13 protein-coding genes and 2 tRNA genes are annotated in these 15672 nt (G+C 60.2%); 9 read left to right on the top strand and 6 right to left on the bottom strand.

Annotated features, from left to right (window positions below; genetic code table 11):
- Positions 1–40 precede the first annotated feature (40 nt).
- A complete protein-coding gene (gene gyrA, locus AADA15_RS00330; RefSeq protein ID WP_437343156.1) occupies positions 41–2788 on the bottom strand; it encodes a DNA gyrase subunit A in 2748 nt (915 codons plus the stop codon).
- A gap of 177 nt (positions 2789–2965) precedes the next feature.
- On the opposite strand from gyrA, the gene AADA15_RS00325 reads away from it, so the two are divergent.
- The gene (locus AADA15_RS00325; protein WP_341639552.1) at positions 2966–3235 is read left to right on the top strand and encodes an usg protein; all 270 of its coding nucleotides are present in this window, start codon (positions 2966–2968) and stop codon (positions 3233–3235) included.
- 6 nt (positions 3236–3241) lie between these two features.
- Here AADA15_RS00325 and AADA15_RS00320 read toward each other — a convergent pair whose 3' ends face one another.
- The gene (locus AADA15_RS00320) at positions 3242–4195 is read right to left on the bottom strand and encodes a radical SAM protein (RefSeq protein WP_341639551.1); all 954 of its coding nucleotides are present in this window, start codon (positions 4193–4195) and stop codon (positions 3242–3244) included.
- A gap of 144 nt (positions 4196–4339) precedes the next feature.
- On the opposite strand from AADA15_RS00320, the gene zwf reads away from it, so the two are divergent.
- A complete protein-coding gene (gene zwf, locus AADA15_RS00315) occupies positions 4340–5815 on the top strand; it encodes a glucose-6-phosphate dehydrogenase (protein ID WP_341639550.1) in 1476 nt (491 codons plus the stop codon).
- Positions 5812–6483: a 6-phosphogluconolactonase gene (gene pgl / locus AADA15_RS00310; protein WP_341639549.1), complete on the top strand. Its 672-nt coding sequence runs from the start codon at positions 5812–5814 to the stop codon at positions 6481–6483. Before zwf ends, pgl begins: the two co-directional genes overlap by 4 nt.
- Before the next feature lie 7 nt (positions 6484–6490).
- On the opposite strand, the gene AADA15_RS00305 is transcribed toward pgl, so the two are convergent.
- Both AADA15_RS00305 and AADA15_RS00300 read right to left on the bottom strand, forming a co-directional pair.
- Positions 6491–6973: an acyl-CoA thioesterase gene (locus AADA15_RS00305; RefSeq protein ID WP_341639548.1), complete on the bottom strand. Its 483-nt coding sequence runs from the start codon at positions 6971–6973 to the stop codon at positions 6491–6493.
- Positions 6974–7107: 134 nt separating this feature from the next.
- Positions 7108–7181: transfer RNA gene (locus tag AADA15_RS00300), tRNA-Gly, on the bottom strand.
- 174 nt (positions 7182–7355) lie between these two features.
- Between AADA15_RS00300 and AADA15_RS00295 the strand changes: the two genes are divergently transcribed.
- Positions 7356–7432 (top strand) — tRNA-Arg (locus AADA15_RS00295).
- Between the two features lie 219 nt (positions 7433–7651).
- Here the strand turns inward: AADA15_RS00295 and mepK are convergent.
- The gene (gene mepK, locus AADA15_RS00290) at positions 7652–8221 is read right to left on the bottom strand and encodes a peptidoglycan L,D-endopeptidase MepK (protein WP_341639547.1); all 570 of its coding nucleotides are present in this window, start codon (positions 8219–8221) and stop codon (positions 7652–7654) included.
- 361 nt (positions 8222–8582) lie between these two features.
- On the opposite strand from mepK, the gene AADA15_RS00285 reads away from it, so the two are divergent.
- The 4 genes from AADA15_RS00285 to AADA15_RS00270 are packed head-to-tail and all read left to right on the top strand — an operon-like array spanning position 8583 to position 12864.
- Positions 8583–10208 carry a L,D-transpeptidase family protein gene (locus AADA15_RS00285; protein WP_341639546.1) on the top strand — a complete coding sequence of 542 codons (1626 nt, stop codon included), beginning with the start codon at positions 8583–8585 and terminating at the stop codon, positions 10206–10208.
- A 40-nt stretch (positions 10209–10248) separates the two neighbouring features.
- Positions 10249–11322 carry a UDP-3-O-(3-hydroxymyristoyl)glucosamine N-acyltransferase gene (gene lpxD / locus AADA15_RS00280; RefSeq protein WP_341639545.1) on the top strand — a complete coding sequence of 358 codons (1074 nt, stop codon included), beginning with the start codon at positions 10249–10251 and terminating at the stop codon, positions 11320–11322.
- A 47-nt stretch (positions 11323–11369) separates the two neighbouring features.
- Positions 11370–11627 carry an acyl carrier protein gene (locus AADA15_RS00275; protein WP_341639544.1) on the top strand — a complete coding sequence of 86 codons (258 nt, stop codon included), beginning with the start codon at positions 11370–11372 and terminating at the stop codon, positions 11625–11627.
- A gap of 28 nt (positions 11628–11655) precedes the next feature.
- Positions 11656–12864 carry a beta-ketoacyl-[acyl-carrier-protein] synthase family protein gene (locus AADA15_RS00270; RefSeq protein ID WP_341639543.1) on the top strand — a complete coding sequence of 403 codons (1209 nt, stop codon included), beginning with the start codon at positions 11656–11658 and terminating at the stop codon, positions 12862–12864.
- 98 nt (positions 12865–12962) lie between these two features.
- Here AADA15_RS00270 and AADA15_RS00265 read toward each other — a convergent pair whose 3' ends face one another.
- Positions 12963–13577: an invasion associated locus B family protein gene (locus AADA15_RS00265; protein WP_341639542.1), complete on the bottom strand. Its 615-nt coding sequence runs from the start codon at positions 13575–13577 to the stop codon at positions 12963–12965.
- Positions 13578–14067: 490 nt separating this feature from the next.
- On the opposite strand from AADA15_RS00265, the gene AADA15_RS00260 reads away from it, so the two are divergent.
- Complete coding sequence (locus AADA15_RS00260) at positions 14068–15615, top strand: helicase HerA-like domain-containing protein (protein WP_341639541.1); 1548 nt, start codon at positions 14068–14070, stop codon at positions 15613–15615.
- The last annotated feature ends 57 nt before the right edge of the window (positions 15616–15672 follow it).

The raw sequence follows: 15672 nt of genomic DNA, 5'->3' as shown, positions 1-15672 counted from the left end.
CCGGGACGGCGTCGTGCATTGAGTTGATCGAACGCGCCTTTTAGCTGTCGGGGCTTTCGGAGTCGTCCTCATCGCCGCTGTCGGCGATCCAGGCAACCGAGACCACCTCTTCGCCCTTGCCGGTGTTGAAGACGCGCACACCGCCGGCCGAACGGGATCGGAAGGAAATCCCGTCCACCGGCACCCGGATCGACTGGCCCTTGGAGGTCGCCAGCATGATCTGGTCCTCCAGTTCAACCGGGAAGGAGGCAACGAGCTCGCCGCCGCGCATCGCCTTGTCCATGGCGGTGACGCCCATGCCGCCGCGACCGCGTACCGGGTAGTCGTGGCTCGAACTCAGCTTGCCCTGGCCGCCCTTGGTGATGGTCAGGATCAGGTTCTCGGCCGCAGACATTTCGGCATAAAGCTCGGTCGAGAAGTTGGGATCTGCGATCACATCCTCATCCGAAGATTCCGCATCATCCGCAATCCCGGCCATGGCGCGACGCATTTTCAGGTAGGCCGTCCGCTGTTCGGGTGTGTATTTCGAGTGGCGGATCACCGACATCGAGACGACTTCGTCGCCTTTGTTCAGCTTGATCCCGCGAACACCCACCGAGTTGCGGCTGTTGAACACGCGCACCTCGGTCGAGGGGAAGCGGATCGCGCGGCCCGTGTTCGTCACCAGCATGATGTCGTCATCCTCGGAACAGATCCGCGCATTGATCAGCTTGGTGTCGGCGTTCTCGTCCTCGAACTTCATGGCGATCTTGCCGTTGCGCATGACATTCGTGAAATCCGACAGGCGGTTACGGCGCACAGTTCCTGCAGAGGTGGCGAACATGATCTGCAGATCGGCCCACTCATCCTCGGCGCGGTCCACCGGCATGATTGCGGCAATCGACACCCCCGTGGGGATCGGCAGGATATTGACGATCGCCTTGCCTTTCGAGGTGCGACCGCCCTGCGGCAGGCGCCAGGTCTTCAGCTTGTAGACCATGCCATCGGTGGTGAAGAACAGGAGCTGCGTGTGCGTATTGGCCACGAAGAGGGTGGTCACAACATCCTCTTCCTTGGTCTGCATGCCAGAAAGGCCCTTGCCGCCCCGTTTCTGGGCGCGGAAATCGGCCAACGGCGTGCGTTTGATATAGCCGCCCGAGGTCACGGTCACCACCATGTCCTCACGCTCGATCAGATCCTCGTCCTCCATGTCGCCGGACCAGTCGACGATCTCGGTGCGGCGCGGCACGGCAAAGCTGTCCCGCACCTCGCGCAGCTCATCGGCGATAATGCCCATGATCCGCTCGCGGGATCCCAGAATCTCGAGGTATTCCTTGATCTTGCCTGCCAGCTCTTCAAGTTCGTCGGTGACTTCCTTGACGCCGATCTGGGTCAGGCGCTGCAGGCGTAGCTCCAGGATGGCGCGGGCCTGGGTTTCCGACAGGTTGTAGGTGCCATCCTCGTTGATCGTGTGGGTGGGATCATCGATCAGGCGGATGTAGTCGGCGATATCCATCGCCGGCCAGCGCCGGGTCATCAGCTTTTCGCGCGCCTCGGCCGCATCCGCCGAAGAGCGGATGGTGGCGACGATCTCATCCACATTGGTGACGGCAACCGCCAGACCACACAGGATATGGCTGCGCTCACGCGCCTTGCGCAGGAGGTAGGCGGTGCGGCGCGCGACCACATCTTCACGGAAGTCGATGAAGGAGGTCAGGAATCGGCGCAGGGTCAGCTGTTCGGGGCGGCCGCCGTTCAGCGCCAGCATGTTGCAACCAAAATGCGTCTGCATGGGCGTGAAACGATAAAGCTGGTTCAGGACAACCTCTGCCGTCGCGTCACGTTTCAGCTCGACAACGACACGTACCCCGTTGCGGTCGGATTCATCCTGCACATGGGCAACGCCTTCGACCTTTTTCTCGCGCACCTGTTCGGCAATCTTCTCGATCATGGACGCCTTGTTCACCTGATAGGGAATCTCATCCACAACAATAGCGTAGCGGTCTTTCCTGATCTCTTCGACACGGGTCTTGGCGCGGATGATGACGCTGCCGCGCCCCTCCAGATAGGCCTTGCGCGCGCCAGACCGGCCCAGCATCACGCCCCCGGTGGGAAAATCGGGTCCGGGCACATATTCGATCAGCTGTTCGCTGGTCAGATCGGGATCTTCGATAAGGGCAAGCGTCGCATCCACCACTTCGCCAAGGTTATGCGGCGGAATGTTCGTTGCCATGCCCACGGCGATCCCGCCGGCACCATTGACCAGCATGTTCGGAAAACGGGCCGGCAGAACAGTCGGTTCGCGGTCCTTGCCGTCGTAGTTGTCCTGAAAATCGACCGTTTCCTTGTCGATGTCGGACAGCATGAAGGCGGCGGGCTTGTCCATCCGCACCTCGGTGTAACGCATGGCCGCCGGGTTGTCGCCATCCATGGAGCCGAAGTTGCCCTGACCATCCAACAGCGGCAGCGACATCGAGAAATCCTGCGCCATCCGCACCAGCGCGTCATAGATCGCGCTGTCACCATGGGGGTGGTATTTACCCATGACGTCACCGACCGGGCGGGCCGACTTCCGATAGGCCTTTTCGTGGGTATTTCCCGTCTCGTGCATCGCATAGAGAATGCGCCGGTGCACCGGTTTCAATCCATCGCGCAGGTCGGGAATGGCCCGGCTGACGATGACCGACATGGCGTAATCCAGATAGGAGGTACGCATCTCGGATTCGATGGACACTGTCGGCCCCTCGTAAACCGACTTCGACGGTTGGTTTTCATCCATGTTTTCAGGAGTTTCCGGCGTATCGCTCACGTTTGCTGCCCGTTCTTCTGTGGGGGTCTGTCTTGTGTCAGGCCACCCTATCAGACACCGCATGTGGGGCGCAAGCTGACTGCACCCCTGGCAGGGCTCGATCCATGTCTTTGGGGACTGTTAACCTCTTGCGGCCTAGGATTTCCCTTGGGGGGCCTTCGAAAGAGGAGACCACAGATGGAGAAGAGCGAAACCGAACTCATGCTCAAAGGCTACGGCCTGACCACTGCCGAATTCATCTATCACATGCCGGACCATCCCCATGTCCTGAACACCTTTCTTTGGCAGGATTATGATCTGGCCCCGGACCATGACCGGATGTTCAAATTCATCGAGTTCTGGCAGCGCGAGATCGAGGGACCGTTGCATTCGGTGCGTTTTACCCACCGCAAGATGATCAGCGCCGGGGAATGGCGCCATGTGACGGGTGAATTCACCATTCACTGAAACCGGTCAGGCGGAACAGCTTGCTCCGCCCAGAACGCAGAACTTGGCACAGTGCGGATGGTTCAGCGCAACCGGTGCCTCGGCCTCGGCCAAAGTGGCGCCAAGTTCAAATTCCGGGGCATAGGGCAAGAGGGTACAGGCCAGCACGACCGGCGCATCTGCGCCTTTGCGTTTCACCACCATCCGGGAAGAGGCGCACATGACATCCTCGGGTGATTTGTTCAGAATCCCCCAGCAAGCCGTTGTGATTTCAGGCACTTCCACGTTTTCATCCATCTCGGGAAACAGCACCGTCTGCCCAGGATTCGAGGCATCGATGGCAAAGCCGTGCTCCGCAAAGAGGCTGGCAAACCCGGAGCGGGCCTCGCTTACACTTTCGGCAAAGACGATCCGTCCGGCCACGGCCATCTGAAACCCGTTGTCGCGCAGCCAGTCCATCCCTTGCAATGTTTTCTCAAAGCTACCCGGACCGCGTTCCCGATCATGAGCCATTGCGGTGTGATGGTCGAGCGATACCCGCAAGGTCAGCTTGCCGGGGAAGCTGCGCTGCAATTCAAGCAGATCCCTGCGCACCGATTTTCGCATCATCGGCCGCATCGCATTGGTCAGGATCAGAACCTCGTGGCCGCGCGACAAGGCAGCCTCGGCCATGGCGCACATATCGGGGTTCATGAAGGGTTCGCCCCCGGTGAAGCCGATTTCGCGGATGGGCCAGCCCCGCGCCTCAATCTGGTCCAGATAGCTTTGGACCTCGGCCGTTGACAGGTAGACCAGTGCATCGTTGCGGGGCGAACTCAGGATATAGCAGTTTGTGCACTCGATATTGCAAAGGGTGCCCGTGTTGAACCAAAGCGTTTCAGGCTTGGTGAGTGCAACAACGGCCCGTTCACTGCCATCCGCCGTCACAAGCCTGTCTTGAAATTTTCCCATATTTGCGGCGGGTTTAGGCAGATCTTTCACGCGAGTGTCCTCATGAGCCGTTCCTTTCCTGAAAGGCTAGCCTATAGTGACCCGAAAGTGAAAGACGCCGTATGCAGCACTGACGGGGATGTGAAGCGCATCTCCCGCTTTGATGGCCCGGCAAAAGGTATTGGACCAAGCCCCATGGCCCCTCGTGTGATTCCGGTCGACCCGTTTGATATGGTCATCTTTGGTGGCACCGGTGATCTTGCACAGCGCAAGATCCTGCCCGCCCTGTACCGGCGGTTCTGTGGCGGACATTTCCCTGACGCCGTGCGCATCATCGGCGCCGCCCGCTCACAGATGAGCCGCGAGGATTACCGTGAATTTGTGGCAGAGGCGGTGCAGGCCACGCTCGGAGAGCATGACCCTGACGCAAGCGCCATGCCTGCCTTCCTGGACCGGATCAGCTACATCTCGATGGATGCCCGCGAAGAAAGGGGATGGAACGAACTGTCCGACATCATCAAGGCGCGAAAAGACAATCCGATCCGTGTTTTCTATTTTTCGGTCGGGCCCAGCCTTTTTGGAGCGCTGGCACAGCGGCTGCAGGCCCACGGATTGTCAGATGCGGAAAGCCGGATTGTTGTTGAAAAACCTTTTGGACATGATCTTGCCTCGGCGCAGGAGCTGAACGCCACCCTGGCGGGGTATTTCTCGGAAAACCAGATCTTTCGCATCGACCACTATCTGGGCAAGGAAACCGTCCAGAACCTGATGGCGATCCGTTTTGGCAATATGCTGTTCGAACCGCTCTGGAACAGCCAGTATGTGGATCACATCCAGATCACGGTGGCCGAAACCGTTGGCGTCGCCGGGCGCGAAGAATACTATGACCGCGCCGGCGCCATGCGCGATATGATGCAGAACCATTTGATGCAGCTCTTGTGCCTGATTGCCATGGAGCCCCCGGCCAAGTTCGATCCTGATGCCGTGCGCGACGAAAAGCTCAAAGTCATCCGCGCCCTGGAGCCGCTCAAGCCGCACCATATCGTGCGCGGGCAGTACAGCGCCGGGCCGGGGCATGACGGGCAGGACCTGAACTACCGGGAAACCGTTGGAAATCCGCGCTCTACGACCGAAAGCTATATCGCCTTCAAGGCCCATATCAGCAATTGGCGGTGGGCTGGCACGCCCTTCTACATGCGCACCGGAAAACGCCTTGTGGCGCGCTCCTCGGTAATCAATGTGCTGTTCAAGGACGCGCCGCACTCGATCTTTGGCGCGGATGCGGGGCGCCATGCCAACCATCTGAAGATCCGCTTGCAACCGAATGAGGGGATCACCCTCAGCGTGACCATCAAGGAACCCGGTCCCGGTGGCATGCGGTTGATCGACGTGCCCCTGGACATGAGCTTTGCCACCGCTCTCGGGGCGGATGGGCAAAACCCGCCGGATGCCTATGAGCGTCTGATCACCGATATGATCCGGGGCAATCAGACACTGTTCATGCGGGGCGACGAGGTGGCGGCCGCCTGGGCCTGGACCGATCCGATCATTGCCGGCTGGCAGGCACGCGGCGATGTCCCGAAACCCTATGACACCGGCAGCACCGGCCCCGGTGATGCCGACCTCCTGATGCGCAGGGACGGACGTGAATGGAGAGGAATAAACCCATGAATATTCAAGAGTATCCCGATCAGGAGATCCTGGCCATCGATGTTGCCAAACGTCTGGCCGACGATCTTGACACGCACCTTCTGCATCACGAGACGGCCTCTTTCGCTGTGGCGGGCGGGTCAACGCCGGGGCCGATTTTTGACGATCTCTGCGCTGCCCCGATCGACTGGAACCGGGTGCACATCATGGCGAGCGACGAGCGCTGGGTACCCTCCGACAGTGATCGCTCGAATGCGCGGATGATCCGGACCAGACTGATGAGCGGACCGGCCTCCGCCGCCCGTTTCTTGCCATTCTACGTGCCGGACCGCGCGCCCGAAGACGTTCTTGCGGAGGTTGAGGCCATGATTGCGCCCGAACTGCCGCTTTCGGTTCTGCTGCTTGGCATGGGGGAAGACATGCACACCGCGTCGCTGTTTCCCGGGGTCCCGGGCCTGCGAGATGCGCTTTCGCATTCCGCATCCCCGCTTGCGGTCTTGCGCCCCGACAGCCAACCCGAAGCCCGCGTCAGCCTCACCGCGCCGGTCTTGAACGGCGCTTTGTGCAAACATCTGGTTATTTTCGGAGAAGCAAAACGGATCGCCTTGGAGCGGGCATTGTCATTGCCACCCGAAGAAGCTCCAATCCAGGCGGTACTGTCCGGCACCGAGGTCCACTGGGCCCCCTGAAGAGCGCTTACCCGCCGCTCAGATCCTCGGCCCCGTCGAGATCACGAAACTGGGCTGCCAGTGTGGCTGGGATGGGGTAGCCCGCCGTGCCGTCGGGGGTGCGCAAGACCATCACGGCCTCAAGTCGCGCCCGCAGGTCTGTGGACCAGATCTGCTGTTCCATCACGTAAGACGTGCGCCGGAAGGAGAGTGCCCGCGCCGTGGTGATATAGCTTTCGCCTTCGACCATTTCTTTGACATAATGCACGTTCGCATTGCGCATTACGGTGCGCGGCTCGGGCATTCCCGCAAAATGAGACAGGCAAAAGGTTTCGAAATAGGTGACGCGCGTGGTTTCGAACCACCCCAAATAGGCCTTGTTGTTCACATGGCGCAGCATATCGAGTTCGGAGAACCGTACCTTGTCTGCCACGGCAAGCGGGCAGGGGCGGTCCAGCCCATTGGCCAACTGTTCATCCGGGTCAAGCGGGGTCAGATATCTGAGTGTCATACGGTCTTGGGTAAAGAGGCAGACAGTGCTTTTCAATGCCCTCGCACTCGGTTCAGGCCATTCCCCTACGTCGCGGTCACGGCGCATCAGCGGTGAGGGGATACTGACAGGACATCAGAATGTGGAAAACGGCCTGGAGCGGGTGAAGGGAATCGAACCCTCGTCGTCAGCTTGGGAAGCTGCTGCTCTACCATTGAGCTACACCCGCGATGCTGTTGTGGTTAGCATCGGCCCGGCGCCTTCGCAAGACGAATTCGCAGCCGACATCTGCCTGTGAATTGGCCGATGAGGGCAGGCTAGCGTGATGCCAACTTGATACGATGACAGCCGAATTTTGGGATTGCAGCATGAGGGAACCACGGGTATACCGCCGATCAGACACGCACCTGTAGCTCAGCTGGATAGAGCGCTGCCCTCCGAAGGCAGAGGCCAGAGGTTCGAATCCTCTCAGGTGCGCCACCCCCCCCCCAACAGTTTCGCCCGCCGCTGCGTGTCAGCGCTCCAACTTCTGCCAATTGTGGCGCATTCGGTTCCAGGTCCCGCCGTCCACTTGTGAAAAAGCGCATTGCTCTGGTCGAGTGAGAATGTCCGACAGGCCAAAAATCAAAAAAGGACGCCCCAGGGACGCCCTCCTAAAATCCTAGACCAAATCAGGATCTGCGTTTGTCTTCCGATGGCTCAACCGCTCCAGTCGCGGACCACCCCGCAGTCCATGTGAACAAAGTTGGAGCGGTGGTATTTCCCGACACCACCCGCCCGGCACGCCATGGCTGCCTTGGCCATCTGTGACACGGATCTGGAAGAGAGGCGAAGGTCGGCCGCCTGGCCACGCATGTGCAGGGAGTTTTTCGCCACACCACGCGACCGGTTGCGCAGCATCGCGTTGGTCTTGGGGCTGCGGTAACCCGACAACAACATGTAAGGCTCGCTCACGTCCAGCAGATTGTGTGCCGCCGCCATGATATCGATCGTGCGCAGGTCGATCTCTTTCACGTCATCGGTTCGCCAATCGCGCATGAAGTGGTTGATCTCACGCACCGCGTCTTTGATGTATTTGCCCTCAATCCAGTAGACCATGTCCAGACGTTCCCCGGTACGACCGGAGTACATGCGGATGCGGCGGATATCACCACCCCCCCGCAAAAAGCCTGCTGCATTGGAAAAGGTTGGAGCTGCAGTGACGGCTGTCGCTGCAAAAGCGCCCAATAGTGCCCGACGGGTTAGCCCCGTACCATTAGCTTCTGCCATGTTATTCTCGCCATCCCGAACGATGTTTTATCCTGCCATATCCCGATGTTACGGGAGGCTCGTGTTATCCTACACGCGGGCTGTATGCCACAGCGGGAATCACGATCCAAGATTCGATTGGTCAGGCCCCGTTTTGCGCCGTTTTTTCGGCAAGTTTTTGCGCAAAAGGGGACGTTGCTCGATGTTTTCCCCTTCAATAGGCGCTCTTTGCTCTGGTCATGGAACCATTGAAGACCAAAAGTAGAATCTCAGGCAATGGTTTACGAAATGTGAATAGACAGTGGCGCCAAGTTTTTTTACCAGAATTTCACGTGATCTGAGCCAAGATAAAAATAACCGATCCGAAGGGGCTTGTTTTTCCATGACATCATCGCCGTTCCATAGTGTTGTGCCATCCTTCAGAGCCAGCCTGTTCGCGCTGGCCGTGTTCGGAGCCGGCCTCGCAGTTGCTCCGCAGGGGGCCTCAGCGCAGATCACCGCGTTCAAGCAGGCCGTTGCCGCCAGCGCATCACAGGACGACGCGGTTGCTCAGTTCTACCGTGAAAATGGCTATGCCCCGTTGTGGACGGGAAATGACGCGGCCTCCAGGGATCGGCGCGCGGCCTTGCTCCGGGCGCTGGAAGAGTCCTCTGCGCACGGGTTGCCGGATCGCAGCCGCCTTGCCCAAGAGCTGGTTGCAATGATGCGCGATGCACGCACGGTTCGAAACCTCGGGCAGCTCGAAGCCGCGTTGAGCCGCGCCTTTGTCGATTACGCTGTCGACCTTCAGACCGGATTGCTGAACCCGCAGTCCATCGACGACGGGATCGTGCGAGAGAAGCATCGCACCGATCCGGTCAAGTACCTTGTCGGCATCCGCGACAGCCAGCCCATGGCCTATATGCGGGCCCTGGTTCCAGCATCGCCGCAGTATCGCGCGCTGATGCGGGAGAAATTCCGCCTCGAAGCACTGGCCGCAAAGGGCGGCTGGGGCGCGACTGTGCCGAACGCAAAGCTTGAACCCGGTGATACAGGTCCCGCCGTGATCGCCCTGCGCGACCGGCTGGTCACCATGGGTTACCTGCCGCGCAGCGCCACGGCGCGGTACGATCACGAGCTGGAACTGGCCGTGCAGCAGTTCCAATCCGATCACGGGCTGGAGCAGGACGGGGTTGCCGGCACCGGAACCATCGCAGAGATCAACCAGCCGGTTTCGGAGCGGCTGAAATCCGTCATCGTCGCCATGGAGCGCGAGCGCTGGCTGACGCCCGACCGGGGCGATCGCCATGTCCTGGTCAACCAGACCGATTTCACCGCAAAGATCATCGACAATGGCGATGTCACCTTTGAGACGCGCTCAGTCATCGGCAAGAACCAGCACGACCGCCGTTCGCCCGAGTTTTCCGACGTGATGGAGCATATGGTGATCAATCCGAGCTGGCACGTGCCACGCTCGATCATCACCAAGGAATACCTGCCCAAGCTGCAGAACAACCCCAATGCCGTCGGTCACATCCAGATCACCGACAGCCGCGGGCGTGTGGTTGATCGCAGCTCGGCCGATTTCTCACAGTACACGGCGCGCAATTTCCCCTACGCCATGCGTCAGCCGCCGAGCACCCGGAATGCCTTGGGGCTGGTGAAGTTCATGTTCCCGAACAAGTACAACATCTACCTGCACGATACGCCGCACAAGAACCTGTTCAGCCGCGAGGTACGGGCCTTTTCCCACGGTTGCATTCGTCTGGCGCAGCCATTCGAGTTTGCCTATGCACTGCTGGCGCGCCAAACCGAGGATCCAGAAGCGTTTTTCCACCGGATCCTGAAATCCGGCAAAGAAACCAAAGTGGATCTGGAGCAGCAGGTGCCTGTTCACATTATCTATCGGACCGCTTATGTCACTGGCAAAGGACGGGCCGAATTCCGGCGCGACGTCTACGGGCGTGACGCAAAGGTATGGGACGCTCTGCAGCGGGCTGGTGTGGCTTTGCCCGGCGTGCAGGGGTAAACTGGGGGCCCGCCAACACTGGATGTGAGGAAGGGCTCTTATGTACACTGTCCGGCAGATTGCCGATGCGCTTGGCGCTGAATGCGACGGGGACGACACCCTCGTCATTTCCAAAACCGCAGAACCCCAGGATGCCGGGGCCAGTGATTTGGCCGTGGCCACATCCCCGAAATATGCCGAGAACCTGGCCCAGGGCGCGGCTCAGGCCGCGCTGGTCTGGGACGGCGCCGATTGGCGGGCAATGGGCTTGAAGGCCGCCATTTTCGCTGCGCGTCCGCGCATGGCCATGGCCGGGCTGACCTCCATGATGGATCCGGGGCAGGGCTTTGGCGGCGGCATTCACCCTTCAGCCGTGATTGACCCTTCCGCTCAGCTGGGCGCAGATGTCAGTGTCGGACCTTTGACGGTTATTGGCGCGGGTGCAACGATCGGCGATGGCTCCGTGATCGGGCCGCAGTGCCATATCGGATCGGATGTGACCATGGGGCCGTGCGCGCAGCTGCGCGAGATGGTCTCGATCGGGGCCCGGGTCACGATCGGCGCGCGTTTCCGCGCCCAGCCCGGTGCACGGATCGGCGGAGACGGGTTTTCCTATGTGACGCCCGAAGTGTCGGGTGCCGAGAACGTGCGCAAGACGCTGAAGGACACTGGCGATGCAAGACCGCAAAGCTGGCTGCGCATTCATTCCCTCGGTTCGGTCACCATTGGCGATGATGTCGAGGTGGGCGCAAACTGCACGGTGGACAACGGCACCATCCGCGACACGGTGATCGGCGACGGAACCAAGCTCGACAACCTTGTCCATGTGGGCCACAACACCCGCATCGGCCGCGATTGCCTGCTGTGTGGACAGACCGGCACCTCAGGCTCGGTCGATATCGGCAACAACGTGGTTCTGGGCGGTCAGTGCGGCGTGGTCGACAATATCTTCATCGGCGACGGTGTGATTGCCGGCGGCGGCACCAAGATCCTGTCCAACGTGCCTGCGGGGCGCGTCATGATGGGCTACCCGGCTGTCAAAATGGAGACACATACCGAGGTCTATAAGGCACAACGTCGGCTGCCCCGCCTGATGCGCGACATTGAGGCGCTCAAGAAGGCAGTTTTCAAATAACGGCGCAGTGACTACATCTGCGCCAGCCAAAGGATCAGGAGACCGCCATGAGCATTCAGGACAAGGTCATCGAAATCATTGCAGAGCAGGCCGTGCTTGAACTATCGGATGTAACCCCCGAAAGCACGCTCGAAGATCTCGGGATTGACAGCCTGGGGCTTGTCGAAAGCATCTTTGCAATCGAGGAAGAGTTCGACATTTCGATCCCCTTCAACGCAAATGCGCCCGAAGAAAGCGATTTTGACATTTCGAATGTCGCGGCCATTGTGGCTGGCATCGAGAAACTGATGACGGAAAAGGCTTGATCCGCGCGGGCGGGCAAGGACGACATCCATGAAACGAGTAGTCATCACCGGCGCGGGCACGATCAACGCGCTTGGGCACAGCGTGCCGGACACCCTTGAGGCGATGCGCGAAGGACGTTGCGGGATCGGAGCGCTTCAATTTCGCGACGTTGATCGCCTTGCGATCAAGATTGGCGGTCAGGTGCGGGGCTTCGAGGCCGAAGGGCGGTTCAACCGCCAGCAGATGAGCCTTTATGACCGGTTCACCCAATTCACTTTGACCGCAGCAAAAGAGGCGATCACCCAATCCGGGATCGAATTTCACGGTGAACTCTCTGCCAGATCGGGTGTGGTTCTGGGCACGGCAGGGGGCGGGGTATCGACCTGGGATGACAACTACCGGTCCGTCTACGAGGACGGAAAGAACCGGGTGCATCCATTCGTGGTGCCCAAACTCATGAACAATGCTGCGGCAAGCCATGTCTCGATGGAGTTCAACCTCAAGGGGCCGAGCTTTACCGTGTCAACCGCCTGCGCCTCGTCCAATCACGCCATGGCCCAGGCGTTTCAGATGGTGCGCAGCGGCATGGCGCCCGCGATGGTGACGGGCGGCTCTGAATCCATGCTGTGCTTTGGCGGGGTCAAGGCCTGGGAAGGGCTGCGGGTGATGTCCCGCGATGCCTGCCGCCCCTTCAGCGCCAACCGCAATGGCATGGTGCAGGGGGAAGGCGCCGGCATTTTTGTGTTCGAAGACTATGACCACGCCCGGGCCCGCGGCGCCGAAATCCTGTGCGAGGTGATCGGCTTTGCCATGTCCTCGGATGCGGCCGATATCGTCATGCCCAGCAAACAGGGCGCCACGCGGGCGATCGCAGGCGCCTTGCAGGATGCGCAGGTCGCGGCCGACAAGGTCGGGTACATCAATGCCCATGGCACCGGCACGGCGGCCAACGACAAGACCGAATGCGCTGCCGTGGCGGACGTTTTTGGCCCACATGCCGACCAGCTGATGATCTCATCGACCAAATCCATGCACGGGCATCTGATCGGCGGCACCGGCGCGGTCGAGCTGTTGGCCTGCATCATGGCGGTTCGGGACGGGGTCATCGCACCGACCATAGGCTACCAGGAGCCGGATCCTGAATGCGCGTTGGACGTGGTCCCGAACGAGGCCCGCGATGCAGAGGTCGAAGTCGCGCTGAGCAACGCCTTTGCCTTTGGTGGATTGAACGCGGTTCTGGCCGTCAAACGGATCTGAGCGCGGCGACGGCCCAGTCGCTTTCTACAAAAAAAGCCACCGAAAGCTGGTCCGCTTCGGTGGCTTTTCTACGTTCGTCAAAATTCTGACGTGGTGGTTTACTGGCTCACGACGTCCACAACGTCATACCCGGCAGTGAACCCGGCAAGGGACAGTTTCATTTCGATCAGCTGATCCGGGGCAGGGGCAGGGCGCAGGGAGAAGATCGCTTCAGTACCCTTCTTGAAGGCGTCGATGTCGCCCTGGGTAAAGCCGATCTGGGCAACACAGCCAAGCTGGTTGCAGAAGGAATAGTTATAGCGTTTCCCGGGTGCGCCATCGACGGAAATCGTCAGGGCCGTGGTCAGAAGGGTCTCCAGTGGAACAATCACGGTCGCACCGGCAACAGCCTGTCCGCCCTCCTGAGAGATGCGGAACATGGAAACCTCGGCCATCGGGTTGCCGTTCGGGTCGGTGAGGATCTGCAACAGGGAGCAGGGGTCCTCGTCTGCCTCGGTCTTGATGCAGGCCAGATCCCAGTCCCCGAATTCTTCCTTGAGATAACGATCACCGATCTGGGGCGTTCCGTCATCGACCGGCTGGCCCAGGTCGAGCATCTGATCCGCAGTTGATTCGCCAGCCCCGTCGGCCGCATTTTGGGCTTCCTGGGCAGCCAAGGGCGCGGTGGTCGCTAGGAGCGTCGCAAAAGCGATTCTGGTCAGGGACTTGATCATGTGTGCCTCTTTCGTGTCAGGACAATCACAGAACGATCTACCATGATGCACATCGGGTGTCAGGTCATTATCCAAGCATCGGCAAGGAAATGTATACGAGGCCGGACAGATTGGAAGGCAATGAAAACAAATAAAAAAGGGAACCGTGAAGGTTCCCTTTTTTATATTTGTGTCTCCCCGTCGGACTGGCCGACTTAGTTATTGGTAGGAACGTTACGAAAGGGCTGGGCTGCGGTCAACATCCAATGGCAAAAAAAGTGACACAAACAGACTCATGCCTATTTTTGCATATTTCACGGCCGTTCAGGACATTGGGCGCAAAAAAAAGGGCCGTGCACAACGGCACGGCCAGTCTGACAGGGAGGAAATGACCGCCCTCACATCCGTATTTGCGTGGGCGGGCAGTTCTAGTTATCCACAAAAAAGGTTAATTAAGTATTGTAACGGTACCAAAGCCGGGAAACTGGCAAAACGAGCAGGATCTTTGCGCATGACAGACGAGATTTTCATTGGCGGCGGAGGAGAGGAGTATGGATCTCCCCAAGGGCTTTCCCTGAAATACGCCAACCGACACGGCCTGATTGCCGGGGCGACCGGCACCGGCAAGACCGTGACGCTGCAGATCCTGGCCGAAGGGTTCTCGAACGCTGGTGTGCCGGTTATCCTGTCGGACGTCAAAGGCGATCTTTCGGGCCTCGCCAAAAGCGGCAGCACCGATCAAAAGCTCCATGACGCCTTCATGTCCCGTGCCAGCAAGATCGGCTTTGAGGGGTTTGGCTACCACGACACGCCGGTCACGTTCTGGGACCTTTACGGTATGCAGGGTCATCCCGTGCGCACCACGGTGGCGGAAATGGGTCCGCTCCTGTTGTCGCGACTGCTGGAACTGAGCGAGGCACAGGAAGGGGTCCTCAATATCGCATTCCGCCTGTCCGATGAGGAAGGCCTGCCGCTCTTGGATCTGAAGGACCTGCAGTCCTTGCTGCTCTGGATCGGTGAGAACCGCGCGGAATTGTCCCTGCGGTATGGCAATGTCTCGCCCGCCTCGATCGGCGCCATTCAGCGGCGCCTGCTGGTGCTTGAAAACCAGGGCGGTGCCAGACTGTTCGGCGAACCCGCACTGGACCTGTCAGACCTGATGCGCTGCGACACGACGGGGCGCGGGATGGTTAACATCCTGGCCGCGGACAAGCTGATGGCGGCGCCTGGGCTTTATGCCACCTTCCTGTTGTGGCTGCTGAGCGAGCTGTTCGAGGACCTCCCCGAAGTGGGCGATCCGGACAAACCCAAACTGGTCTTCTTCTTCGATGAGGCGCATCTTCTGTTCGATGACGCCCCAAAGGCGCTGGTCGACAAGGTGGAGCAGGTGGCGCGCCTGATCCGCTCCAAGGGCGTGGGTGTCTATTTCATCACCCAGCATCCCGGCGACATCCCCGAAGACATTCTGGGGCAGCTGGGCAACCGGATCCAGCATGCCCTGCGGGCCTTCACCGCGCGGGATCGGAAAAACCTGAAACTTGCGGCGGAAACCTACCGCGAGAATCCCCGCTTCTCCACCGAAGAGGCCATCCGCGAGGTGGGCGTCGGGGAGGCTGTCACCTCCATGCTGCAGAAAAAGGGCGTGCCCGGCGTGGTGGAGCGGACCCTGATCCGCCCGCCCTCGACGCAGCTTGGGCCGATCTCTGCGGCAGAGCGCAAGACCATTCTGGCGGCATCGGACATGGCCGGAAAATACGACACGCCGGTGGATCGCCACTCTGCCCATGAAATCCTGGCGCAGCGCGCCGCAGCTGCGGCCCGCGCAGCCGAAGCTGCCGAGGACCAGGCCGAAGCCGCCGACGACCCGATGGCGCGGGAATTCAACGCCGCCCGGCGATATTCCGGCGGGCGGGTCAGCCGCTCCAGCGCGCGCAGCTATGGCAAGCCGAAGGACACCTTCGGCTCGGCCCTGCAAGAGGCCGTCATCAAGGAGCTGAAAGGCACCACAGGCAGGCGCATCGTGCGCGGGATCCTTGGCGGCCTGTTCAAGGGTCGTTGAGGCAGGTCCACCCCTGCAAAGGAAAACGCCGCCCGGGTCGGGGCGGCGTTTTTGTTT

The sequence above is a fragment of the Phycobacter sedimenti genome (genome assembly GCF_038148855.1).
GTDB lineage: Bacteria > Pseudomonadota > Alphaproteobacteria > Rhodobacterales > Rhodobacteraceae > Phycobacter > Phycobacter sedimenti.
This window is presented reverse-complemented; position numbering and strand designations above follow the sequence as displayed.

Bases quoted from the DNA above. Each gene is read 5' to 3' on its own strand.
- AADA15_RS00325 (WP_341639552.1), top strand. From the start codon at position 2,966: ATGGAGAAGAGCGAAACCGAACTCATGCTCAAAGGCTACGGCCTGACC.
- zwf (WP_341639550.1), top strand. From the start codon at position 4,340: ATGGCCCCTCGTGTGATTCCGGTCGACCCGTTTGATATGGTCATCTTT.
- pgl (WP_341639549.1), top strand. From the start codon at position 5,812: ATGAATATTCAAGAGTATCCCGATCAGGAGATCCTGGCCATCGATGTT.
- AADA15_RS00305 (WP_341639548.1), bottom strand. From the start codon at position 6,973: ATGACACTCAGATATCTGACCCCGCTTGACCCGGATGAACAGTTGGCC.
- mepK (WP_341639547.1), bottom strand. From the start codon at position 8,221: ATGGCAGAAGCTAATGGTACGGGGCTAACCCGTCGGGCACTATTGGGC.
- AADA15_RS00285 (WP_341639546.1), top strand. From the start codon at position 8,583: ATGACATCATCGCCGTTCCATAGTGTTGTGCCATCCTTCAGAGCCAGC.
- lpxD (WP_341639545.1), top strand. From the start codon at position 10,249: ATGTACACTGTCCGGCAGATTGCCGATGCGCTTGGCGCTGAATGCGAC.
- AADA15_RS00275 (WP_341639544.1), top strand. From the start codon at position 11,370: ATGAGCATTCAGGACAAGGTCATCGAAATCATTGCAGAGCAGGCCGTG.
- AADA15_RS00270 (WP_341639543.1), top strand. From the start codon at position 11,656: ATGAAACGAGTAGTCATCACCGGCGCGGGCACGATCAACGCGCTTGGG.
- AADA15_RS00265 (WP_341639542.1), bottom strand. From the start codon at position 13,577: ATGATCAAGTCCCTGACCAGAATCGCTTTTGCGACGCTCCTAGCGACC.
- AADA15_RS00260 (WP_341639541.1), top strand. From the start codon at position 14,068: ATGACAGACGAGATTTTCATTGGCGGCGGAGGAGAGGAGTATGGATCT.